Raw genomic sequence first — 22,971 nt, forward strand, 5'->3', positions numbered from 1 at the left:
TTGTGGCCCAGATCCAGGTCACCTATTCAGTGGTGCGGCATGGAGCACAATCGCCAAACGAGCGACTGGATACAGAATGCTAGAGCAGGCGCCTGCGGAATATTACATCGATGAAAGCGGCAATACCGGCGACCTGAGCACGGTCAAAATCGACTCCTACTTCGTCGAACAGCGCATGTTCGCCTTGGCTGCATTCGGCTGCACGCTCGACCAGGACTTCACCGATAAATTGGGCGCACTAAAAAAGGCGCACCGCATCCAGTCGTCGGAGCTCAAATCAAAACAGGCTTATGACAAGCCGCGCTTCATCTTTGATCTTCTGGACCTCCTTGAGACGCGCCGCGCCCCAATCTTTATCGAGCTTGTCGACAAGCACTTCTTCGTTGTCGTGAACATCATCGAGCGAATGGTGGTGCCCTATGTGGGGGAATGCGACACTCAACCTGGCGCCCTTTGGATGAAGGGCGTTATGGCGAACTACATGGCGCTATATGCACCTCCCGAGCTGGCTCACGCCTTTGCCGCATGTTGCCAAAGCAGAGACCACGCGGAAATACGCGAACTTTACAAGCAAATAATTCGGTGGGCGCAGGGAAGCGGAGTTCCGCCTACTGACGTGGCGGCGGGGATCATCCGTTTTGCGCGCGACAGCTTGAAGGACTTCCGCAAGCTGCCGAAAGCCAAGGCCGTCGAGCGGGCATTACCGATTCCCGACAAGAATCCCGCCGGGAAGCTGCTCTGGGTTCTGCCGAACCTGACATCGTTCACCAACATCTACGCCCGGATCAATCGCTTCGCGCGAAAGCAGGTTTCCGGCGTGACGCTGTTCCACGACGAGCAATTGCAGTTCGGAGACATTCTTCTGCACAACAAGAAGCTCGCAGAGGACCTGGCGCAGCTTGGCGTGAAATTGCCCCTGCAGACGGCCGACTTCGAATTCTCGCAGGCGGCCGACCTGCAATTCCAGCGATCGCACGATTCTATCGGCATTCAGGTCGCCGACGTCCTCGCCGGTTTCATCGCGCGATATGTACAGGACGCTGTGTGGGGCGGCGCCCCCATGCATCCTGACAAGGTAGCGATTTTCCGCCGCCTCGTCGCAACAGGCGACCGCAGCTTGGGTTCGGGTGTCAACTTCGTCGCGCCCGACAACATGATCCGCTTCCTCGGCATCGAACCGCGCTCGAATTTCTAGGGCGGCATCAAGCCGTCATGGGCGAATACGAAGGACTGGCGCGGGATCATCGCCGGTTCTGGCAGTGACCTTACCGATGGCGTTTGATGGTGTCGCTGCCCTCCTAGAGTGAGAGGGCGGTGCTTCGCTTCGTGACGGGTTTAGGGTCGAGAGAGAGGCTTTCGGCGCCCGTCGCGGAGTAAGTCTCATGGCAACTGCCATTCAGAAGATCACCCTGTCGTCGGCGCAGGACATCCCCTTCAACAAGCTGGTGCTGAGCCAGTCGAACGTCCGCCGCGTCAAGGCTGGCGTCTCGATCGACGAGCTGGCCGAGTCGATCACCCGGCGCGGTCTCATCCAGTCCCTCCACGTCCGGCCGGTGCTCGATGCCGACGGCCAGGAAACCGGCATGTACGAAGTGCCGGCGGGCGGGCGTCGCTTCCGCGCGCTGCAGCTCCTCGTCAAGCAGAAGCGCCTCACCAAGACCTCCAAGGTGCCGTGCGTGGTGTCGGACGCCAATGCCGACATCCTCGTCGACGAGGTGTCGCTGGCCGAGAATATCGAACGCGCCCCGCTGTTAGGTTCTGTGCTCGAACTGTCCTGTTAGAGTCGTGTGGCTGTCATCGTTATGGTTCATATGCGTGGGGCATTTTGAGGAGGGCACGTAGACGTCCGAGTCAAGCGTTCCCGCAGCGTAGCGAGGACAATGCTTGACGCGGCGGCGACACCACAAACTAGTCAAATGGTTGCAGGCGAAGTCCTGCAACCCTGCCACGTGGCGAACGGGAGAGCGCGAGGGGAACCCCTCGCATTCTAAACAAAAGAGTGCGCCGCAGGCGCTCCGCTTAATAACAGCTGGTTCGGGAAGCTGTCTTCTTTGTTGCTGTACAGGGAGTTGCGCCGAGCTCGGCGTCTTTTGCCGTTTCGGACGGCGAGGACCAAAGAGGACAGTATGGCGCGGATCATCAAGGCGGCGATGGGCTATGCCGCAATCCCGGCAGGCTTTCCGATTCTGGTGTCGGAGCGGATGGCGATCATCGAGCCGGCGTTTGCCTGGCTGATGGAGTTGGCGACCATACCGGGCCGCAGCCATGCGGCTGAAACGATTCGGACCTACGGCGAGCACCTGCATGACTGGTTCGACAGCCTGGAGCAATCCGGGCTCAATTGGCGCGGGGTCGGCGAGGCGGAGATTGCGGCCTGGCGCAACCGCATGCTCTCACAGCCGAGCCCGCATACGAAGCGGCCATACGCGCGGTCGACGGTGAATGATCGGGTTCGCACGGTCTGCCGGTTTTATGCCTGGGCGCAGGGACGCGGCTGGATCGAGGCCTTGCCGTTCCACTTTGTCGACGTGCGGGTGGGCTCTGGTCGGCGACAAGCGTTCCTTGCGCATGTCGATGCGCGTCCCGGTGTCGTGGCGGCAAACATCCTGACTGTTGCCGAGCATGAGCGCTTGCCGCGACCGTTGCGGGTCGATCAGTTGCGTCGGGTCTTCGCCCTGTTGGAGATGCCCTACCGCCTGATGGCGGAATGGGCGCTGGCGACGGGATTGCGGCGCAAGGAGCTTTGCGGCTTGGCTGTCTTCCAGGTCCCGGAGACAGCACATCTTGATGACGAGGATCATCCGCTAGTCGGCGTGCCCTTGACGATCACCAAGGGCGACAAGCCTCGCACGATCTACCCGCCGATCCGCTTGGTTGACCGCACGCAGCGCTATATCGACGAAGTGCGCACGCCGCAGGTACGGGCGTTGCGTCGCCAACGGTCAAATTATCGGTCGCCATCGGCGCTCTTCCTCAATCTTCAGGGGAATGCCGTCAGCAAGACGCGATTGACTGCGGTGTTTGCGGAAGCCTTCCGGGCTGCCGGTGTGGCGGGTTCATTGCATTGGTTGCGCCATACCTTTGCGATGACGATGCTGGTGCGATTACAGCGACAGGCATCGATCACGCCTGACCTCAATCCGCTGAAGATCGTCCAGGTCTTGCTGGGGCACAGTTCGATCCAGAGCACGGCGATCTACCTGCGCTGCGTCGAGCTCAATGCCCGGGAACTCGCCGACAGCATCGACTATCTCTATGGCGAGTTGATCCCCGATGGCCGGTAAGCGTGAGCGTATCGACCGGCGTCTATCGGCTGCGTCAGCGAAGGTGCTGGAGCAGCCGGCCGATGCCATTGCCGTCTTCCGCGACGGTTGGGGCGAGGTCGCAAAGCGCTACGATCTCGGCAAGCTTGGGTTGCCGACAGACGTTACGATGCTTCTGGCGGACGCCTTCCGCAATCATCATGCCGCATCGAGCTCCGAAACGCACCGTCATTGCTGGATGGCACTGCGTGTCTTCGCCCGTTTTGCGGTCGAGGACGGGCATGTTCTTTCTGCCGGGGATCTGACCACCGCAATGGTCGGGCGCTATATCGCCTGGCTGGATCGACAGATCGCGGGACAGACGAACAAGCCCTGGTCAAAGGGGGCGCGGGCGAATGTGCTGATGCAGCTTCGCCAGATGATCGACTGGACGAAGCGCCGGCATCCGTCGCGGCTGCCGTCCCGGATCGACTTCCCCTGGCGGGTCTGGCCGAACCGGACTGCCGACACCCGACCGCGTCTTGGCGGGGAGGATCTCAAGGCGATCCTACGCGCGTGCTATGAAGAACTCGACGAGGCGTGGGATCGCTTCGACACGGGGCGGACCATCCTCGCGACGAGCGGCCCGGCTGATGGCGTCGATCCCGAGCTTTGCGACATGGTCCGGGCGCTTGCTCGGGTGAATGACGGGGTGCTTCCATCGCGGACGCTTGCGATCCGCAGCCAGGTCAACATATCGGCGGTCAGCCGCCATGGCGGGCTTCGTCATCTTGGCGGTTATCTTCACTTGACCGGCGAAACGGTCGTCGCGTTCTTCATCGCCATTGCGATCCAAACGGCGGGCAATCCGGATGCGCTGCGGCTGATAACGCGCGATTGCCAAGTGGCGCATCCGCTCGACGAGCATCGCATCATCGTCGAATGGGCCAAGCCCCGGGCCGGTGCCAAGGTGAAGCGAGCGCAGCGGCGGTCCTTCGATCGCCGTCGGCGACATGCTGCGCCGAACCTGATCGACCGGTTGCTGGCGATGACGGCGCCGCTCGTCTCCCGGGCCAGCCGGCAGGACCGCAATCGCCTGTTCCTGGTCAAGAGCGAGAAGAAGGACGCGGTCACGCTCATTGCGGAGGCGACCTTGTCGCACGCCCTGAAGCCGTTCATCAAACGCTCCAATGCCCGGATCGCCATCTGGAACAAGGCTGCACCGGAGCGGGCACGTCAGCTCTTGCCGGACTTTGCCGCCGTTCTGCTGCGCGGCAGCGTCGCCACCGAATATTACAAGGCGTCTGGCGGCGACATCGTCGCGACACAGGATGTGCTCAACCATGCCCGCGCCGACACGACCGAGCTTTACATCAAGGGGCCGCAGACGCGCCGCATCCAGCGCGAGACAATCGCCCGATTGCAGGAGCTGATGCTCGGCTGGATCGTCGGCGCGAAGGCGAACTGCGAGAATCGGGCGCAGCGCGACCGGATTGCGCTGGCGAGCAATGCGACGGTTCCGTTCAGTCATGATTGCCTCAACCCGCTCGCGGGCACAGCACCAGACTCGATAGCAGGTCGGGTCTGCCGGCACTTCGGCGGATGCCTGCGCTGCCCGGGACTGGTCATCCCGATCGATGCGGAGCACATGGCGCGCATCCTTCAGGCGATCGGCGAACTGGAGCGCGCGCGTGAACGCATTGATCCGCGCCGCTTCGAGCTCCTGTATGCGCCGAGCCTGCGCATCTTGGTCGACGACATCCTGCCGGACTTCCCGCAAACACTGCGAGGTGATGCCGAACAACGAATGCTGGCTCTCGCACGGCTTCCGGCGCTGGAGTGAGCGATGACGGCTTCCACGGCGCGCAATCTTGTCGCCGCCGTCAGGCCGGCGCTTCGGATATCGGCGCGGTCCGTATGGTCCGATCAGGTCTGGCATCTCGACGGTCATCGTCCTGGCAGCAACCGCAGCGACTTCTCGCTCGACTGGGGTTTTGTTCTTGCTGACGACAGCCGGTTCAGTGATCCGCGATGGGCTGACTGGCGAGAGGCGGCGAAGCTGTTCCTATGGAGTCTGAAGCTCGATCCGCCTCCTGGGTACCGCAACGCTCATGAATCGACGATCGTCTCCGTCTTCAATAGGTTGCGGATGCTGATCCGCTGGATGGCGGCGCAGGGATATCGGTGCTTTGCCGATCTCGACCGCGACGCCTGCGACCGGTTCATGACGGTGATGGCGCAGCGTCCGGGCCACAAGCCTGGCAGTACGCTGAAGAGCACGACACTGGGAAACCATGCCAATCTGCTGACGCGCCTTTATCTGCAGGGAGCAAAGTTCCCGGAGATCGCAATCGCCGATCCATTCCCGGGGATCGCGCCGCCGTTCGTTCGCCGCGACCGGGGGTGGCTGCCTTATACGCCGGACGCGATCGCCGTGCCCCTGGTCTCGGCGGCGCTGCGGCTGATCGGGACGCCGGCCGACGACGTCATCGCTCTGCAGGCCCAGGCGCAGTCCGTCTATGACCATGCGCTCGCTAACGGGATCAGCCAGACCAAGGCCGGCTTCATCGTGACTGACGCGATCGCGCCGTTCACCTTCGCGACACTGCCTGGTGAGGAAACTGCCTGGCATGAAGCGCCCGTCACCAGCACCAAGCAGGTGCGCAATCTCGCCGATCGCATTTACGACGCCTGCTTTGTGGTGGTCAGCTATCTGGTCGGCGCCCGGATCTCGGAGATCCTCGGCCTTCAGGTCGGCTGCATCGAGCAGCATCCTGCCGACGACGGCAGCGAGAGCTTCGCCTATCTCGTCGGGCGGATTTACAAGACGGCGCGTGGCATCGATGGCGAAGCCCATCGCTGGGTTGCGCCGGCACCCGTCGAGCGGGCTGTCGTAGTCATGGAGCGGCTGACCGCCCGTCTTCGGGCCCAAAGCGGACGAGACGATCTCTTTCTGGCGATGGCTAGCAACGGCCTTATTGGTCCTGCGGCCCGCATCAACCTCCCCGTCGGCTCCACGATCATAAGGCGGCTGAATGATCTGTTTGCGCTGTTCATCGGCCTGCCGGACCACGAGGGCGAGCCCTGGCATCTGAACACGCATCAGGGCCGCAAGACGTTTGCCCGCTTCGTCGGCAAACGCGACCGGACCGGCCTGTATGCGCTTCAGGCCCACTTCGGTCATGTGACCCGGGCCATGACTGATCGCGGCTACGTCGGGACCGACTTCGCGCTCGACGACCTGATCGACCGGCATGCCCGGGAAGAAACCCGCGCCGCTCTCGAAGAAGTGCTGACGGCAACCGCCCTCGCGGGCAAGGGCGGACGGATGATCGCCGCCCGCTCCCAGTTCCGCGGGCGCACGCGCGACGGCGATGTCCAGGCCTATGTCTCCTTCCTGATGGAGGAGACTGATCTGCGGCTCGGCGTCTGCGATTGGGGCTATTGCGTCTACCGCGTCGAAACGGCTGCCTGCTTCGGCGATGAGAAAGGCCCCAACCCCGTTCTGAGGACCGAAAGTACGTGTCTCGCCTGCGCCAACTTCGCCGTCACCGCCAGGCACAGGCCTGTCTGGCAGGCCCGCCGCGATCGCAATACGGATCTTCTCGGCCATCCCGGCCTGGACCCGGTCAGCCGGCAACTCGCCGAAACCCGGATTGCCGAATGCGATCGCATCCTTGGTGAACTCGACCATGCAAAGGATGTTCGCCATGGCGCGTAAGACCAGCAAAATGCCGGCCCTCACGCCTGCCGAAAAGCGCCTGCGCAACACCCACTGCAAGCTGCGGGATGCTCTGGAGCGGCTGGTGAAGGGGCTGCCCACACACCCGGACCTGCAAAAGCGATCCTACCGCCTGACCGTCGCGACGCTCGCACGCGAAGCGCGCGTCGGCCGCAATGCGATCTACGCCAATCATCGATCGATCATCGACGAATTACGCCGCGCCAGTGATCGCAAGGTCGTTCCCGAGAAGCTCGCAGCCTGGGAAGACAAACTCGCCCAGCAGCGCGCTCTGATCCAGGTCTTGCAGATCGAGGAGCGGCGTATGGTGACGGAAAATGCCGTCCTGCTGAAGCGCATCCTCGACGCCGAAACGGAGGTTGAGCGGCAGAAGCGTCATAATGCCCGCCTGATCGCCGAACGCGATCGCGCCGTGAAACCAGTGCCGCTCACTCGCGGGCCAAAATCCTGACGTCGTCTACGACTGCCGGTTTGTGTCGGTGCGGTCGCCGAAGGACAATCGTCGCCCCATCTATTGCCTGCGACAATCATGCGCGGCATGATCTGCGGCATGCTTGACCCCTTCGATCCAGACAGCTTCATTGTGCGCGCCGAGGTTCATATCCTCGGCATCGAGCCCAAGATCAGCCGCATCCTCGAACTGCCAATCACTCTCAACCTAGCCCAACTCCACGAGGTGCTGCAGGCCGCCTTTGGCTGGACCGACAGCCATCTGCATCAGTTCAATATTGGCGGTCTCATCTACGGAGCTCCAGAGTTCGATGACGACGGTCTGTCCGACAGCAGGATCTTCGAGGCGACCGAGGTCAGGATGATCGACCTTCACTTTCCCGACGATCCCAGCGAAAACCCTCTCGCGATCCTCTACGAATACGACTTCGGCGACAATTGGCGTCATCTGCTGCGCTTGGAGCGCGTCGCGCGCGAGGAGAGTGCCCAATATCCTCGCTGTATCGCCGCCGCACGCTCAGGACCCCCCGAAGACGCTGGTGGGCCTTCAGGCTATGCCGACTTCCTCGAGGCCTGGCTCGACCCCGACCATGAAGAACATAAAGCGATGCAACGATGGGCTGGCCGCAAGTTCCACCCGGAGTCCTGCAATCTCGACGACATCAACAAGGCTATCGCCAAAGCACTACACGCATCAAAGGACGACTATCGCTTCCGTCGAGAAAGCCATCGTGATTGACACCAACCGGCTGCGCTTCAGTGCCAAAGAGACACCCAAAACGCAAGGCGCAGCCAAGAAGACTAAAGAATCAACGTCATCCAGCTAACAGGACACTTGACGCATAACCTAAAGCATGCATCCTCTCGACCAGTTCCGCGCGTTCCAGGCGATGCGCGAGAAGGGCATGACCGAGGAGGCGATTGCGGCTGCATTCTTCGCGTCCGTCCAGGTCGTGAAGCAGCGGCTTCGCCTCGCGGCCGTCTCGCCGTCATTGCTCGATATCTATGCCGAGGACGGCATCACGCTCGAACAGCTCATGGCCTTCACCGTCACCAACGATCATGCGCGTCAGGAGCAGGTCTGGGAGTCGGTTCGCAATAGCTGGCAGAGGGAACCCTACCAGATCCGGCGCATGCTGACCGAGACCGCCGTCCGCGCATCCGACAAGCGGGCCGTATTCGTCGGCATCGATGCCTATGAAACCAACGGCGGCTGCGTGCTGCGCGATCTCTTCCAGGATGACGACGGCGGCTGGCTGCAGGATCCTGCGCTGCTCGATCGCCTGGTCGCCGACAAGCTGAAAGCCTCCGCCGAAGCGATCGCCGGCGAAGGCTGGAAATGGATCGAGGTGGCGATGAGCTTCCCCTATGGCGCCACCCACGGCCTGCGCGAGATCGTGGGCACGCCGCTCGACCTGACGGCTGACGAACAGGCGACCATCGAGGCGCTCAACGCCGAGTGCGCCAAGCTGGAGGCCGAATATGAGAACGCCGACGAGTTGCCGGACGAGATCGATCAGCGCCTTGGCGAAATCGAAACCGCGCTCGCCAGCTTCGACGAGCGGCCGGTCCACTACGAACCCGCCGACATCGCGATCGCCGGGGTCTTCGTCAGCCTGGACGCCGACGGCACGCTGTCGATCGACCGCGGCTATGTCCGACCCGAGGACGAGATCGCCAACCAGGCGGGCGATGGCGAGGGTGAAGAGCAGGATGGCGGCGACGATGACGCTGACTATCCGGCGTCGCCTTCGGTCCAGCGCGCGGTCATCACCATCTGCGGCAAACCTGCCGAGCCCGAGGAGGAGGACGAGGACGACACGATCAAGCCGCTCCCCGATCGACTGATCACGGAGCTGACCGCCGATCGCACCCTCGCGCTCCGCGACAAGCTCGCCACCGATCCCTCGGTCGCCTTCGTCGCCGTCCTGCACAAGTTCTGCCAGGACGTGTTCTACGGCGGCAGCCAGTACGGCTTCGCGATGGAGGTCAGCGTGCGGGGCACGACCTTCCATTCGCAGCCCGAAGGGCTTCGTGACAGCGTCTATGCCAAGGCGATCGAGGCCCGGCACGATAGCTGGCGCAAACGGCTCCCGGCCAAAGTCGCTGATCTCTGGGATGGGCTGGCCGCACTGACTGGCCCCGAACAGGCCGAACTCTTCGCCCATTGCGCTTCGTTCGGCGTCAATGCGCTTTATGAGCGGGCCGATCGCTACGGTGGCCGTGTCTCGGCGCATAGTGTCGAACAGCGCATCGCCGAAGCCGATCGCCTGTCGCTGGCGGTCGGGCTCGACATGGCCGAAGCCGGGTGGCGGCCGACCGTCGCCAACTATCTCGGCCGCGTCACCAAGCCCCGCATCCTCGAAGCGGTGCGTGAAGGCGCCGGCGAGCGCGCCGCCCAACTCATCGCACATCTGAAGAAGGGCGACATGGCGACCGAAGCCGAACGTCTCCTCGCCGAGACGGGCTGGCTGCCCGAACCGCTGCGCAATTCCGGCGCCGATGCCGAAAGCACCGAGGCGGACTCTGGCGAGGGCGACGAGGCGTTGCCGGACTTCCTCGACGGCGATGACGAGGAGACCAACACCGATGATGAGGAGGAACGGCACCTCGCCGCCGCGGAGTGACGGCGGTCCTCATCTGACTTGACGAGCCCGGCGTCCCTTCGGGGGCGTCGGGCTTTTTTCATGCGCGCCGATCGAGAGGGAGAGTTTGGCCCGGACGTGGCGAGCCGGACATGGAGGAGAGAGCGCCTGCCGGCTCTCCCGTTCCCTGCTCTCCGGGAGTGGCCTCATGGCCGACTATTTCACCCATTTCTCATGCCTGCTCGATGTCGGCACGCCCGAGACCGCAGCCCGCGCGCTCGATCTCTACAACCAACTGTCCGAGGACGGAGCATCCGAGGAACCGCCGTCCGATGGCTTCCTCCTGTCCATCCAGCCCGAGCATGGCGGCTCCAAACTCTGGATGCGCGACGATGTCACCGGCGATCCCGAACGGCTGATCCAGTTCGTCATACGCTGCGCCGCCGAATTCCACCTCACCGGCCGATGGGGCTTTCAGTACGCCAACACCTGCTCCCGGCCGCGTCTCGATGGCTTCGGTGGCGGCGCGCATGTCCTCGATCTCGCGACCGGCGAAACTGTGGCGTGGATCTATACCAACGGTTGGCTCGCCGAGGTGATCGATGGCGGCGATGGTGCCTGACATCATCGAGACCATTGTCTGTCGCTTGATGGCGCGGCCGGGCCGCGCCCCTTGAGAGCGAGAGGAAGGCCGGGACGGGTTTGAGCCCGTCCGGTCCGAGAGAGAGCGCCGGCGGGCTTTCCCGCTCCGCTCTCCCGAGGACGTCTCCCATGAATGCTCACACCCTTGCGGCGGCGCTGCCGACCGCCGCCGATCAGCCGACCGACGCTGCCGCCATCCATGCCGCGGCACTTCTCCTCCTTCCTCACATCGAGCGCGGCGAGCGCATCGACGCCGCGGTCTTGCGCACCGCCATGGAGACCGCCTTCGGCGCGTCCGATACTGCCGGCGCCTGGGACTGGAAGGACGCCTATGACGCCTGCGAAGCCGCAACCGTCCTCATGCTCCGCAAATACGGAAAGGCGCTTTTGCGCAAAGCCGGGTCTCCGGCTGCGGCGGTTCCTCTGTTCGGCAAGATCGCGGGACTTCTGCCCACCCACACGCGCCGCTCCGAGGAGGCGCAGGCCTTCCAGCAATTCTCGACGCCGATCCCGCTCGGCCTGGCCGCGATCACTGCGGCCGCCATCACACCCGCCGATCGCGTGCTCGAACCATCGGCCGGCACCGGCCTGCTCGCCATCCTCGCCGAGATCGCCGGCGGCACGCTTGTCCTCAACGAACTCGCCGAAACCCGGGCCGCACTCATCTCCTCCCTCTTTCCGGCCATTCCCGTGACCCGCTTCGACGCAGCCCAGATCGACGATCATCTCGACCCGGCGACCGTCCCAACAATCGTGGTGATGAACCCGCCATTCTCGGTCCTCGCCAATGTCGAGGGGCGTGTCGCCGACGCAGCCTATCGCCATCTCGCATCCGCGCTCGCGCGGCTCGCCGATGGCGGGCGCCTGGTCGCGATCACCGGCGCGAATTTCGGCCCCGACATACCGGCCTGGCGCGACGCCTTCGTCCGCCTGCAGGAGAGGGGCCGCGTCGTGTTCACCGCCGCCGTCCATGGCTCAGTCTATGCCAAGCACGGCACGACCGTCGAAACCCGGCTGACCGTGATCGACAAGATCCCGGCCGACGAGCCATCCGCATTTCCGGCGTCCCCCGGCACCGCTCCCGACATCGCCACGCTGATGACGTGGATCGCCGAGCATGTGCCGCCGCGCCTGGCTGTCGCGCCTGCTGTTCAGGTCATGCCGACCGGCGCCACGCCGCGCACCGTTCGCGGCTATCTCGCGCGCACCGCGGCGACATCGGCGACCCGCGTGGGCCTCGCCGATCCCGAGGGCGTGCCGCTCGCCTATGAGACCGTCGACTGGACCCCGGCCGAGGGCGCCCGCCTCAGCGACGCGATCTACGAGCAATACGGATTGCAGACGATCCGTATTCCCGGCTCTCAGGCCCATCCCACCAAGCTCGTGCAATCCGCCGCCATGGCCTCGGTCGCCCCGCCCAAGCCGAGCTATCGGCCGACGCTGCCAGCGACCATCATGGACTCGCTCTCAGACTCCCAGCTCGAAACCCTGATCTTCGCGGGCGAAGCCCATTCCGATTTTCTCGCAGGTTCCTGGACCATCGACGACACTTTCGATGTCGTGGCGGCCGCCGCCGATGATGCAAACGGCGTCGTCCGCTTCCGCCGCGGCTTCTTCATCGGCGACGGCACCGGCGTCGGAAAGGGGCGCGAGTCGGCCAGCATCGTGCTCGACAACTGGATGCAGGGCCGGCGCAAGGCGGTCTGGATCTCCAAATCCGACAAGCTGATTGAGGATGCGCAGCGCGACTGGTCCGCACTCGGCATGGAGCGCCTGCTGGTCACGCCGCTCTCGCGCTTCCCGCGGGGCAAGCCGATCGCTCTGCCGGAAGGCGTCCTATTTACAACCTATGCCACGCTGCGTTCCGACGACCGCGGCGAGAAGGTTTCGCGGGTCAAGCAGATCGTCGAATGGTTGGGCTCCGATTTCGACGGAGTGATCATTTTCGACGAGGCGCACGCGATGCAGAACGCTGGCGGCGGCAAGGGAGAACGGGGCGATGTCACGCCCTCGCAGCAAGGGCGCGCGGGGCTTCGCCTGCAGCACGCCTTGCCCAATGCCCGCGTCGTCTATGTCTCCGCCACCGGCGCCACCACGGTCCAGAACCTTGCCTACGCGCAGCGCCTCGGTCTGTGGGGTGGCGACGATTTTCCCTTCTCGACCCGCGCCGAGTTTGTCGAGGCGATCGAGGCCGGCGGCGTCGCGGCGATGGAGGTGCTTGCCCGCGACCTTCGCGCGCTCGGCCTCTACACCGCCCGATCGCTGTCGTTCGACGGCGTCGAATATGAGCTGGTCGAGCACGAGCTGACCGCCGAGCAGCGGCGCATCTACGATGCTTATGCCGGCGCCTTCGCCATCATCCACAACCATCTCGATGCGGCCATGCAGGCGGCCAACATCACCGGCTCGACCGGGACGTTGAACCGCCAGGCCAAATCCGCCGCGCGCTCCGCCTTCGAAAGCGCCAAGCAGCGTTTCTTCGGTCATCTGCTAACATCGATGAAGACGCCGACGTTGATCCGCTCGATCGCGGCGGACCTGGAGGCCGGGCATTCCGCGGTCATCCAGATCGTCTCGACCGGCGAGGCGCTGATGGAACGGCGCTTGGCCGAAGTTCCGACCGAGGAGTGGAATGACATTCGCGTCGACATCACGCCCCGCGAATATGTCCTCGATTATCTCGCCCATTCCTTCCCGGTGCAGCTCTACGAGCCCTTCAGCGACGGCGAGGGCAATATGTCCTCGCGTCCGGTCTTTCGCGACGGCCAGCCGGTCGAGAGCCGCGAGGCGGTCGCCCGCCGCACCGAGCTGATCGAGAAACTCGCGAGCCTTCCGCCGGTGCCGGGCGCGCTCGACCAGATCGTCCAGCATTTCGGCGCGGACGTGGTGGCCGAAGTCACCGGCCGCTCGCGTCGTATCGTGCGCAAGGGACAGCGCCTTGTGGTCGAGACCCGCGCGGCGTCCGCCAATCTCGCCGAGACCCAGGCCTTCATGGACGACATGAAGCGCGTGCTCGTGTTCAGCGATGCCGGCGGTACGGGCCGCAGCTACCATGCGGAGCTGTCGGCACGGAACACGCGGCTTCGCGTCCACTATCTGCTTGAGCCGGGCTGGAAAGCCGACGCCGCGATCCAAGGCCTCGGCCGCACCCACCGCACCAACCAGGCGCAGCCGCCGCTCTTCCGTCCGATCGCGACCAATGTGAAGGCGGAGAAGCGCTTCCTATCGACCATCGCGCGCCGGCTCGACACGCTGGGCGCGATCACGCGCGGACAGCGCCAGACCGGCGGCCAGGGCCTGTTCCGACCCGAGGACAATCTGGAGAGCCACTATGCGCGCGATGCGCTTCGCCAGCTCTACATCCTGATCGTCCGCGGCAAGATCGAAGGGTGCTCGCTCCAGCGGTTCGAGGACACGACCGGCCTGAAGCTGATGGACGACAACGGCATCAAGGACGAGCTCCCGCCGATCACAACCTTTCTCAACCGCCTGCTCGCGCTCACCATCGACCTGCAGGACGTCCTGTTCGCCGCCTTCGAGCAGCTTCTGACCGCCAAGGTCGAGGGCGCGATCGCCGCCGGCATCTACGACATCGGACTGGAGACGCTGCGCGCGGAGAGCTTCGTCGTCACCGATCGCCAGACCATCTACACCCATCCCGGCACCGGCGCGGAAACCAGCCTGCTGACCATCCAACAGCGCGAGCGCAACCGGCCGATGACCGCCGAGGAGGCGATGGCTTGGCTCGACGATCCGGTCGCCAAGTTGCTGGTCAACGAGCGCTCCCACCGCGCCGCGGTTCAGCTTCCAGCGCCTTCGCTGATGCTCGACGACGGGGAGATCGAACGCCGCGTGCGGCTGATCCGGCCGATGGAGCAGCATCACGCCTCCATCCGCATGATGGACGAAAGCCATTGGATCGCCGCCAGTCGCGCCGAGTTCACCGCCGCCTGGAACGCCGAGATCGCGGAGGTGCCAGCCTATTCCGATTCCACGATCCACATCGTCGCTGGCCTGCTGCTGCCGATCTGGAAGCGGCTGCCCAACGAGTCGAGCCGTGTCTATCGGCTCCAGACCGATGACGGGGAACGGATCATCGGCCGCCGCGTGTCGCCCGCATGGGTCGCCAACGCCACGACAGTCGGAACGACGAACCTGTCCGCCGACCATGCCTATGCCGCGCTCATCGAGGGCAAGACAATCCTCGATCTCGCCGAAGGCCTCCAACTCCGTCGCGTGCGCGTCATGGGCGCCGATCGCATCGAACTCTCCGGCTTCACCGACGCGATGCGCGAGCGCCTGCGCGCCTTTGGCCTCTTCAGCGAGATCATCTCGTGGAAGCTCCGCTTCTTCGTGCCCGTCGGCGCGGACGGCGCGACCATCATCGGCAAGCTGATCGGCACCTACCCGATCCAGCGCGTCGGCGAGCGGGAGGCAGCGTGATGGCCCGTCTCGACGCATCCGATCTCGCGCAACGTCTCGGCCGACAGGCCGAGGCGGTGTGCCGCCATTATCTCAGCAATGGCCACCGTCAGGGCAACTACTGGCAGGTGGGCGACGCCCGTAACACTAAGGGCCGCTCGATGTACGTCCGGCTCAAGGACTCGCCCAAAGGCCCCGCCGGGAAATGGACTGACGCCGCTACCGGCGAGCATGGAGACCTCCTCGACGTCATCCGCGAGAGCTGCGGCCTCATCGACTTCAAGGATGTCGCCGACGAGGCTCGGCTCTTCCTCAGCATGCCACCACCAGCGCCGGAACCCTCCGCCTTCCAGCCGCTGGCGCCCGCACCACATGGATCGCCCGAAGCCGCACGGCGCCTCATCCGCATGTCGCAGCCGATTGCGGGCACAATCGTCGCGGCGTATCTCCGGCAACGCGGCATTACGGATCTCCGTGGAGCCGGAAATCTGTATTTCCACCCGCACTGCTATTATCGCCCGGACGAGCATGCGCCGACCGAGACTTGGCCGGCCATGATCGCCGCTGTCACTGACCTCGACGGCATGATCACCGGGGCGCATCGCACCTGGCTCGACTCACGACGCCACGACAAGGCGCCATTCGAAACCCCGCGCCGGGCGATGGGCGATCTCCTCGGCAACGCGGTCCGCTTTGGCGCTGGTGGCGAAGTGATGGCAGCCGGCGAAGGCATCGAGACGGTCCTTTCAATCCGCCAGGTCGTGCCCAACATGCCGATGGTGGCGGCGCTCTCCGCGGCACATCTCGCCGCCATCCTGTTCCCGGACACGCTGCGGCGGCTCTACATCCTGCGCGATGACGATCCGGCAGGCGATGGTGCGCGTGACAGCCTGATCGAACGGGCGAACGCGGCCGGGATCGAGGCGATCGTGATCTCTCCACAGCTCGGGGACTTCAACGAGGATCTCCGCACCCTCGGCATCGCGACATTGCGCAGTCAGACTCGGGTACAGCTCGGGCCGCAGGACGTCGCACGCTTCATGGCGCTGGCGGCATAGCCGGTAAGGAAGCGGCAGCGGCCCCGCCGCCGTACTCGCTCAGACGCAGCGGATCGGAGAGGACCGCGCCTCGGCCTTCGAGAGGGCGATCGGCCCACAGGCAGGCCGGCCCGGCAATGGCTGCGGCCGACTATTTTCCGGCGCGGCCCCAAGGGGCCGCTTTCCATCGCGAAACAAAATAGCCGGCCTCCGCCATCCTCCGCTGACGCTCCGGCCCTCGCTCGCGCTCCGGGTGCAGGGCCGCCCCGCCGGTGTGCTTCGTCGCCATGAAGGCCGCGACGGTCGCGGTCCATCCGACGGAGCATCCGATGCGCGATCTCGACGACTACGAACCGCACCACGAATCCTCACCGACTGACCACGTCCTCAACGAATTGCAGCTCCACGGCTACCGGCCTTTCGCCGACGAACCCGATCAGCGGCTTCTGCCGGACGGCAACGCGGTCGCGGGCGCGGTCGCCGACATCTTCGACGCCCTGATCGTGACCCTGGAGGACACGCGCCTCGAACCCGACCTCGACGATCTCCTCTGGTCGACCGTGAACGTCTTTCATCGCGCCGCCGAACGGATCAACCGCGAGCTCGACGACAACGAGCAGGCCCAAAAGCGCTCCCAACGCGAACAGGACGGCAGCGAGGTGAAGTCGGTCGATCTCGAGCGCCTGATCGCCGAGGGCAAGACACAGGTCGAACGCCAGACCGCCTTCGAACTGATGCGCGACCAGGCCGCCGAGCACTACGAACGCCAGGTCGGCAAAGCCTGGCTCCCGCGGTCAGGATCGAAGGTCAATCATCGCAACCTCACCTCGGCGATGATCGACAGCCGCGACTTCATCATGGCGAAGAAGCGTGCCGAGCAGGAAGTGCTCCTGCCGCCTGGACCGAAGATCGCCGTCACCGGCGGGCTCGATTTCGACAACCATCACCTCATCTGGGCCAAGCTCGACCAGGTTCACGAGAAGCACCCCGACATGGTGCTGATCCACGGCAAGTCGCCGAAGGGTGCCGAGAAGATCGCTTCTCTCTGGGCCAGGAATCGCAATGTCCCACAGATCGGCTTTGCACCCGACTGGACGAAGCACGGCCGGGCAGCACCCTTCAAACGCAATGACGAGATGCTGCAAATCCTGCCGAAGGGCGTGCTGCACTTCCCCGGCACCGGCATCAATGACAACCTCGCCGACAAAGCCAAGAAGCTCGGCATCCCGGTGTGGAAATTCGGCGGCGCGTAAGCGCCGCCGCATCGGGCACCTGCTAAACGGCCAAGCCTATGGCATAACGCAACGAATGCAGCGACTGAAGCCACTCCCGAAACCGGCACGTTCGGACGCCGTTCTCGCTGCGGTTTTCCTGGAGAATGCCACCGTGAAGGCTGCAGCCGCCGAATGGGCGGCGGATCAAGGATTCGACAATCAAGCCCTTCATGCGATTGCAATTGCCATCGAACTCCTCCTCAAATCCTATCTGCTTAACGTCGCGACCGATGATGTTTGGAACCGCGCGAACATCGGGCACGATCTCGCCAAGGCACTCCATTATTCGGCTCAAGCCGGCTTGGTGCCTCCTTCACGCATCGAGTGGATTATCAGCCACCTCCATCCGCATTTTCAGCGTGGCGGGTTTCAGCGCGAGCCGTCGAGGAAATGGCCACCAGGCTTTGCGGATGACGCAGGTGAGGTCGCACGGCAGCTCGCGCAGACAGTACGGCTTCACCAACGTCACGGCCACATCGACTCGGCTTCCAGCCCGGAGAAGACCACTCCCCGCTGAATGGCGCTGGTCCTTGGTCCAGCCGATGGCCTGACGCCATCAACCCGTAAAGGGTCGGACTACGCATAGCGTGCCGCCGCGCCGGCGTTGCCTGCGCGGTGATTGCGGCCATCGGCCGAACACATCGGGCGCCTGTCAGCGGGGGGATGGTCCTCCGCTCGAAACAGGAGCCGGATCGATGTCCTTCCCCGACGCACACGCCTTCGCCTTCAGCCTCGCCACCACGCTGATGGCCGTCATCGTCATCTTCCGCGCGGGCGACGGCACTCTCTCGGTGACACCCGCAAACGAATACGACGGCGACGTCTCGGAGATCGTCCACGAGGTCGATCCCTTCGCGCCATGACGGCGCGCCACCCTTCCAGGCGACGCGGAGACCCCTGCGGTTTCCGCTCCCGACGGAGCACAGCTTTTGCTATGCTCCCGAATGCGCCGTGGTGGTGGTGGAAGGCGCGACCGTCAGAATTTGCTCTTTCGGAGACACCACCATGATTATCCTCGGCATTGTCCTATCCTTCGCAGCCATCGGCATCTTGTGCTGGTTGCTGTTCACGCTCGCGGTGTTCGCACTGCCATTCTTCGCGGGCGTGACCGCCGGCACCTGGGCCTATGACACTGGCGCGGGCTGGCTCGGCGCCATCCTTATCGGCATGCTCGGCGCCGGCCTGACGTTGGGCGTGGGGCAGCTCTTGCTTGGAATTGTCCGCCCGCTCTGGGCACGCCTGCTGATCGCGCTGGCATTTGTCGCACCCGCGGCGATCGCCGGCTTCCACGCCACGCATGGCATCGTGAAACACACCATGCCGTCGGAGACCTGGCAGCTCGTGTTCTCCGTCATCGGTGCGGTCGCGGTCGGCGTCACCGCGTTCGCGCGCGTCGCTGGGATGGCAAGCACCGGCCCGTCCAGCCAGGGCATTGCACCAGCCTGACACCACGACGGAACCGTCGCCGGGACGACCAGTCGGGGGTTTCAGCCCTCAGCGTTGTGCAGTTGGAGAGGGAGCCGCGTCACCGGAACCTGACTGAAGCCCATCGTGCGGCCGCCTCAACAGCGCCCGGATTTCTGCTCGGCGCCTCTGTGCGCGGGAACGGTGCAACACGAAGTCGAGGGCGTCATCTCCACTGGCCGACTTCGAAACGAAAGCTCGACCCTCGCCTGTACAAGGGGAGGACGGGTCGCAGATGATCTTCAGCTTGCGCCGTCTGCTGGTTGCGACCGGGTCGCCATGATCTTCCGTTCCTGATTGTCTCCAGACCGCTCCGAACGGCCTCTCCAATGGCCTGATCTGACCGAAGGACGGCTGCGCCTCGACCGCCTATGCCGCAACGGCGCGTCCCGACTTTCTTCCCCTGCCGGCCAAGGCCGTCATTCCTCGCGAAACAACAAAGTCGTTCCTGCCATCCTCCGCGTTGCTCCGGTCGCAAGCGATGCGGCGTCGGTCGCCTCCGGCCTGTCGATCGCCATCGAGGCCGCAATGGAGCGGTCCCGAAAACGAAACGGAGACTTACAATGGCGACCATCGGCACCTTCAAGAAGACCGGCTCGAACGAGTTCACCGGCGAAATCGTAACCCTCAGCGTCCAAGCCAAGGGCGTGCGCATCGTCCCCGACACCCGCGCCACCGGCGAGAACGCCCCCAGCCACCGGGTTCTGGTCGGCCGCGCGGAAATCGGCGCCGCCTGGTCCAAGCGCTCCAACGAGGGCCGCGACTATCTGGGCCTCAAGCTCGACGATCCGAGCTTCAACGCCCCCATCTACGCCAACCTCTTCGACGACGAGGACGGCGACACCCACTCGCTGATCTGGTCCCGCCCGACCCGCCGCGGCGACTGAGCCCCGAGCAAGGCCCCGGCCGAACAGGCCGGGGCCTTTCCACTGCTAGCGCGAATCACTTCGGCCGCCCGGCGAGGGCACCGCCAGCCCTGAGACGCCGATTACCCTCGCAATGGGCGCAAAGAACGACTATTATAGTCGTAGTTCTGGCAAGCGTGTGTCCGTCGGTGGGAGGTGATCATGCATGATCACCGCCCGACAATCGCGGGCCGCACGCGCGTTGCTGGGGTGGACACAGGAGACGCTCGCTGACAAGGCCCGGACATCGCTAACCGCGCTCAAGCGCCTTGAGTCCGAAAGTGGATTAGAGGTGTACGAGTCGACGCGCGATCAGGTGCGAAGGGCGCTTGAAACAGCCGGTATCGTCCTGCTTTCCACCGACAAGGGCGAAGGAGTGCTGCTGCTCCATGAGCGGGACGACCGGCCGACGAGGCGTTAGCAGCGCCGTGATCGCGTGGCGCACACCATCCATCGCACGTTGTCACAGTAATGCCGGGCACGAGTGTTAACGAATGCTTTCCGCGCGAATATAGTCGCCTGATGGAATCCGCGATGCCGCCGTTTCTCGATGCGCCTCCGATCAGCCAGACCCTCACGGCCTATGACCGCGAGCATATGGTTCTCTATCTGCGCCTGCTCGATTCCTCGCGCGACGGAGCTGATTGGCGCGAAGCCGTCCAGATTCTCTTTGGCCTCGATACGGCACGTGAGCCGCAGCGGTGCCGCCAGGTCCATGACACGCATCTCGCCCGCGCGCAGTGGATGACCGAGCACGGCTATCGAGACTTGGTCCGCTCCGCACAGTGATCGCCGCGATGCCGTTTCGGCACCACCCTTTGCCGGCCCTCTGACTTCCACTGAACAACCCAGCCGGGAATCCTGACTCTCCCACAAATTCAAAGACTAGGGAGGATCGCGATGACACCAGATGCTTCCGGCTGGCGTTCATCGGAACGCTATGCGCACGTCGCCGACATGACCGCGTCCGACGTCGCGTGGGAATGGCTGCGCCGCAACGAAACCTACGACAGGGATTTTCAAGCGCTCGGCGACAGCGAAAGTGATCTGCGCACGCTGACCGACGGGATCGGGCAGCGGTGGGGGTTGCGATTTCCCCGTAGACCCGATGCAGGCACCTCCCGAAGCGCAGGTGATCTGGCTTCCCCAGGAAGACACAAGCGCCATCGTTCTTGGCCCACCTCCGGATATTCCGTCCGCAAGCGCTGATCCCCAACCGACGATCGACGCCGCCGTAAGCGTCGATGTCGGCAGCGAGACCCATCTGGTTCTCGATCTCGGAAACGGTCAGCGCGTAGCGCTTGTTCATCCGTCCGAGACACGACCCGCCAAATCTCTTGGCGCCTTCATCCCGCTCGGCCTGGAAGGCTTCGACCGGCTCCAATCGGTCGCCCGCTTGCTCTCCGCCCTCCATGGCCGCGCCATACCGCCCGACACCCGACTGACACGGCAGCAACGTGCTCGGCTGTGCCGGATGCTGCAGGCCTTCGACGGTCATCGCGCGGGCGCGACCCAGCAAGAAATTGCGCAGGTCATATTTCGGATCGGCGCTCTCGGTCGCGACGACTGGCAGGCATCTTCCGCCCGCCACGCCACCAAAGCCCTGCTTCGAGATGCCCGCGCGATGATGGTGGGTGGGTATCGCACGTTGCTTCGTCATCGGCGGCAACTTTAGCCGATCTCCATCCGACTCTTGGTGGGCGAATTTAGGCCCCCCTGAATTCGCCCTGCATCTCGCCGGCCCTGCTTCGCCAACGTGGCCTTCGTTACCCGCCGCTTCCCGGCGGCCCCAACGAACCCACGGAGGCCCTCCCATGCGACCTGATCTCGCCGTTCTCCCGCCGCGCTACCTGCGCACCAAGGAAGCCGCCGAATTCCTCAGCCTATCGGCCCGCACCCTCGAAAAGCATCGGACTTACGGAACGGGTCCGGCCTATCGCAAGCTCGGCGGTCGCGTCGTTTATGCGGTCGACGATCTTGAGGCCTGGGCCGAGCGCGGCGCCGTCACCTCCACCTCCGATCCGCGCGGCAGCGTGCTTCCGGCCAAGCGCCATACGCCTGCGCCGCCGGCACATGCCGGACGATACGCGCGCTGATCGCCCCCGGATTCCCGAATGGCGGCGCGACACCAGTCCCTCTCGGAGCGCGGGCAGCTCGATCTGTTCCGTGCGCTCCCCGGCGAGTTCGCAGCACGAGACGCACAGGATCTCATGGCCTATCCGTTTTTCTCCCTCTCCAAATCGCACCGCGTCGCGCCGATCGACTTCGCCGCCGGCAATGTGTCGATCCGCGTCGAGGCCGTGCCCGATCACGGCATGGCGACCATTTGGGACGCCGACATCCTGATCTGGGCGGCGAGCCAGATCGTCGAGGCGCGTGACGCCGGCCTGCGCACGTCGCGCCTGATGGTCGCCACGCCCTATGAAATTCTCAAATTCATCGGCCGCGGCACGTCCTTACGCGACTATCAGCGCTTGAAGGCCGCGCTCGATCGTCTGCAATCCACGACGGTCTGCACCTCGATCCGCCAATCCGCCGAGGGCCGGCGTCATCGCTTCTCGTGGATCAACGAGTGGAAGGAGCGCACCAACCGCAACGGCAAGCCGGACGGGATCGAGATGATCGTCCCGGACTGGTTTTATCAGGCCGTTCTCGACGATGCGCTCGTGCTGACGATCGACCGGGCCTATTTCGATCTCACAGGCGGGCTCGATCGCTGGCTCTATCGCCTGGTGCGCAAGCACGGCGGGCGCCAGCGCAATGGCTGGCGATTCGACTTTCGCCACCTCCACCAGAAATCCGGCGCGTTGTCACCGTACAAACGCTTCGCCTTCGAGCTGCGCGACATCATCCGTCGCCAGCCGCTTCCCGGCTACACGCTGTTCCTCGAGATCGAGGCCGGCGGCCGAACGTTGCTCGCTTTCGAGCGGACGCCGCCCTGTGGAAAAGCTGTGAAAGGCTTCGTGCCATCGGGAACCCGAAAGCGCGTGCCATCAGGAACCGGCCCCTCGTGCCAACGGGAACCGAAACACGGCCTAACCCACGACAGCAGAACCGAAAATCGCCTCGCTAACTTAGAATCTAACAGAGAATCTAACTTTGAAGAGCGCGCGCGAGAGGTGGAAAACCTCTGTCGATGTGCCGTGTTCAGCGAACCGGTGCCGAGTCAGCGAACTGTGTGCCAAGAGAGCGAACTCAGTTCACGAAC

At 64.4% G+C, this 22,971-nt stretch carries 21 protein-coding genes and 1 pseudogene; all 22 read left to right on the top strand.

Features of this window, described 5'->3' with window-relative positions; all coding sequences use genetic code 11:
- Positions 1-76 precede the first annotated feature (76 nt).
- Positions 77-1,195 carry a DUF3800 domain-containing protein gene (locus tag JQ621_RS16415; protein ID WP_006022621.1) on the top strand — a complete coding sequence of 373 codons (1,119 nt, stop codon included), beginning with the start codon at positions 77-79 and terminating at the stop codon, positions 1,193-1,195.
- Positions 1,196-1,382: 187 nt separating this feature from the next.
- Positions 1,383-1,751: pseudogene (locus JQ621_RS16420) on the top strand (ParB/Srx family N-terminal domain-containing protein); the annotation flags it as partial.
- Positions 1,752-2,126: 375 nt separating this feature from the next.
- Positions 2,127-3,284, top strand: coding sequence for a tyrosine-type recombinase/integrase (locus tag JQ621_RS16425; protein WP_011931087.1), 1,158 nt, complete (start codon positions 2,127-2,129; stop codon positions 3,282-3,284).
- Positions 3,274-5,085, top strand: a complete 1,812-nt coding sequence (locus tag JQ621_RS16430) for a hypothetical protein (protein ID WP_011931088.1) — start codon at positions 3,274-3,276, stop codon at positions 5,083-5,085. The genes JQ621_RS16425 and JQ621_RS16430 overlap by 11 nt, the downstream gene beginning before the upstream one ends.
- A 3-nt stretch (positions 5,086-5,088) precedes the next feature.
- Positions 5,089-6,963: a site-specific integrase gene (locus JQ621_RS16435; RefSeq protein WP_011931089.1), complete on the top strand. Its 1,875-nt coding sequence runs from the start codon at positions 5,089-5,091 to the stop codon at positions 6,961-6,963.
- Complete coding sequence (locus JQ621_RS16440) at positions 6,953-7,435, top strand: hypothetical protein (RefSeq protein WP_011931090.1); 483 nt, start codon at positions 6,953-6,955, stop codon at positions 7,433-7,435. The genes JQ621_RS16435 and JQ621_RS16440 overlap by 11 nt, the downstream gene beginning before the upstream one ends.
- A gap of 87 nt (positions 7,436-7,522) precedes the next feature.
- A complete protein-coding gene (locus JQ621_RS16445; RefSeq protein ID WP_041751295.1) occupies positions 7,523-8,173 on the top strand; it encodes a plasmid pRiA4b ORF-3 family protein in 651 nt (216 codons plus the stop codon).
- 115 nt (positions 8,174-8,288) lie between these two features.
- On the top strand, positions 8,289-10,061 hold the full coding sequence (locus JQ621_RS16450) for a ParB/RepB/Spo0J family partition protein (protein ID WP_249125319.1): 1,773 nt from the start codon (positions 8,289-8,291) through the stop codon (positions 10,059-10,061).
- Between the two features lie 166 nt (positions 10,062-10,227).
- The gene (locus tag JQ621_RS16455; RefSeq protein WP_006022619.1) at positions 10,228-10,641 is read left to right on the top strand and encodes a hypothetical protein; all 414 of its coding nucleotides are present in this window, start codon (positions 10,228-10,230) and stop codon (positions 10,639-10,641) included.
- Between the two features lie 149 nt (positions 10,642-10,790).
- Complete coding sequence (locus JQ621_RS16460; RefSeq protein WP_006022618.1) at positions 10,791-15,104, top strand: strawberry notch family protein; 4,314 nt, start codon at positions 10,791-10,793, stop codon at positions 15,102-15,104.
- Positions 15,104-16,141 carry a DUF7146 domain-containing protein gene (locus tag JQ621_RS16465; RefSeq protein WP_006022617.1) on the top strand — a complete coding sequence of 346 codons (1,038 nt, stop codon included), beginning with the start codon at positions 15,104-15,106 and terminating at the stop codon, positions 16,139-16,141. The genes JQ621_RS16460 and JQ621_RS16465 overlap by 1 nt, the downstream gene beginning before the upstream one ends.
- A 308-nt stretch (positions 16,142-16,449) precedes the next feature.
- Positions 16,450-17,373, top strand: coding sequence for a DUF2493 domain-containing protein (locus JQ621_RS16470; RefSeq protein ID WP_006022616.1), 924 nt, complete (start codon positions 16,450-16,452; stop codon positions 17,371-17,373).
- Positions 17,374-17,506: 133 nt separating this feature from the next.
- Positions 17,507-17,911, top strand: a complete 405-nt coding sequence (locus JQ621_RS16475; protein WP_137903083.1) for a hypothetical protein — start codon at positions 17,507-17,509, stop codon at positions 17,909-17,911.
- Between the two features lie 178 nt (positions 17,912-18,089).
- A complete protein-coding gene (locus JQ621_RS16480) occupies positions 18,090-18,257 on the top strand; it encodes a hypothetical protein (protein ID WP_006022614.1) in 168 nt (55 codons plus the stop codon).
- Positions 18,258-18,399: 142 nt separating this feature from the next.
- The gene (locus JQ621_RS16485; RefSeq protein WP_006022613.1) at positions 18,400-18,840 is read left to right on the top strand and encodes a hypothetical protein; all 441 of its coding nucleotides are present in this window, start codon (positions 18,400-18,402) and stop codon (positions 18,838-18,840) included.
- 581 nt (positions 18,841-19,421) lie between these two features.
- Positions 19,422-19,745, top strand: coding sequence for a DUF736 domain-containing protein (locus JQ621_RS16490; protein WP_006022612.1), 324 nt, complete (start codon positions 19,422-19,424; stop codon positions 19,743-19,745).
- 184 nt (positions 19,746-19,929) lie between these two features.
- The gene (locus tag JQ621_RS16495) at positions 19,930-20,184 is read left to right on the top strand and encodes a helix-turn-helix domain-containing protein (RefSeq protein ID WP_006022611.1); all 255 of its coding nucleotides are present in this window, start codon (positions 19,930-19,932) and stop codon (positions 20,182-20,184) included.
- A gap of 101 nt (positions 20,185-20,285) precedes the next feature.
- Positions 20,286-20,552: a DNA -binding domain-containing protein gene (locus JQ621_RS16500; RefSeq protein WP_024343455.1), complete on the top strand. Its 267-nt coding sequence runs from the start codon at positions 20,286-20,288 to the stop codon at positions 20,550-20,552.
- Positions 20,553-20,663: 111 nt separating this feature from the next.
- Entirely contained in the window at positions 20,664-20,972 is a 309-nt protein-coding gene (locus JQ621_RS16505; RefSeq protein WP_006022609.1) for a transcriptional regulator domain-containing protein, read from the top strand.
- Positions 20,896-21,438: a DUF2285 domain-containing protein gene (locus JQ621_RS16510; protein ID WP_223806899.1), complete on the top strand. Its 543-nt coding sequence runs from the start codon at positions 20,896-20,898 to the stop codon at positions 21,436-21,438. The genes JQ621_RS16505 and JQ621_RS16510 overlap by 77 nt, the downstream gene beginning before the upstream one ends.
- Positions 21,439-21,577: 139 nt before the next feature.
- On the top strand, positions 21,578-21,859 hold the full coding sequence (locus tag JQ621_RS16515; RefSeq protein ID WP_006022608.1) for a helix-turn-helix transcriptional regulator: 282 nt from the start codon (positions 21,578-21,580) through the stop codon (positions 21,857-21,859).
- Positions 21,860-21,877: 18 nt separating this feature from the next.
- On the top strand, positions 21,878-22,971 hold a 1,094-nt coding region (locus JQ621_RS16520; protein ID WP_249125320.1), incomplete at its 3' end, for a replication initiator protein A.

Origin of the sequence: Bradyrhizobium manausense, assembly GCF_018129685.1 — a bacterium.
Taxonomy (GTDB): domain Bacteria; phylum Pseudomonadota; class Alphaproteobacteria; order Rhizobiales; family Xanthobacteraceae; genus Bradyrhizobium; species Bradyrhizobium manausense_D.

Excerpts from the sequence above, each read along its gene's own strand:
- JQ621_RS16440 (WP_011931090.1), top strand. The coding sequence starts at position 6,953 with ATGGCGCGTAAGACCAGCAAAATGCCGGCCCTCACGCCTGCCGAAAAG.
- JQ621_RS16445 (WP_041751295.1), top strand. The coding sequence starts at position 7,523 with ATGATCTGCGGCATGCTTGACCCCTTCGATCCAGACAGCTTCATTGTG.
- JQ621_RS16505 (WP_006022609.1), top strand. The coding sequence starts at position 20,664 with ATGACACCAGATGCTTCCGGCTGGCGTTCATCGGAACGCTATGCGCAC.
- JQ621_RS16460 (WP_006022618.1), top strand. The coding sequence starts at position 10,791 with ATGAATGCTCACACCCTTGCGGCGGCGCTGCCGACCGCCGCCGATCAG.
- JQ621_RS16485 (WP_006022613.1), top strand. The coding sequence starts at position 18,400 with ATGATTATCCTCGGCATTGTCCTATCCTTCGCAGCCATCGGCATCTTG.
- JQ621_RS16450 (WP_249125319.1), top strand. The coding sequence starts at position 8,289 with ATGCATCCTCTCGACCAGTTCCGCGCGTTCCAGGCGATGCGCGAGAAG.
- JQ621_RS16470 (WP_006022616.1), top strand. The coding sequence starts at position 16,450 with ATGCGCGATCTCGACGACTACGAACCGCACCACGAATCCTCACCGACT.
- JQ621_RS16425 (WP_011931087.1), top strand. The coding sequence starts at position 2,127 with ATGGCGCGGATCATCAAGGCGGCGATGGGCTATGCCGCAATCCCGGCA.
- JQ621_RS16490 (WP_006022612.1), top strand. The coding sequence starts at position 19,422 with ATGGCGACCATCGGCACCTTCAAGAAGACCGGCTCGAACGAGTTCACC.
- JQ621_RS16415 (WP_006022621.1), top strand. The coding sequence starts at position 77 with ATGCTAGAGCAGGCGCCTGCGGAATATTACATCGATGAAAGCGGCAAT.
- JQ621_RS16435 (WP_011931089.1), top strand. The coding sequence starts at position 5,089 with ATGACGGCTTCCACGGCGCGCAATCTTGTCGCCGCCGTCAGGCCGGCG.
- JQ621_RS16500 (WP_024343455.1), top strand. The coding sequence starts at position 20,286 with ATGGAATCCGCGATGCCGCCGTTTCTCGATGCGCCTCCGATCAGCCAG.
- JQ621_RS16430 (WP_011931088.1), top strand. The coding sequence starts at position 3,274 with ATGGCCGGTAAGCGTGAGCGTATCGACCGGCGTCTATCGGCTGCGTCA.
- JQ621_RS16495 (WP_006022611.1), top strand. The coding sequence starts at position 19,930 with ATGATCACCGCCCGACAATCGCGGGCCGCACGCGCGTTGCTGGGGTGG.
- JQ621_RS16515 (WP_006022608.1), top strand. The coding sequence starts at position 21,578 with ATGCGACCTGATCTCGCCGTTCTCCCGCCGCGCTACCTGCGCACCAAG.
- JQ621_RS16480 (WP_006022614.1), top strand. The coding sequence starts at position 18,090 with ATGTCCTTCCCCGACGCACACGCCTTCGCCTTCAGCCTCGCCACCACG.
- JQ621_RS16455 (WP_006022619.1), top strand. The coding sequence starts at position 10,228 with ATGGCCGACTATTTCACCCATTTCTCATGCCTGCTCGATGTCGGCACG.
- JQ621_RS16465 (WP_006022617.1), top strand. The coding sequence starts at position 15,104 with ATGGCCCGTCTCGACGCATCCGATCTCGCGCAACGTCTCGGCCGACAG.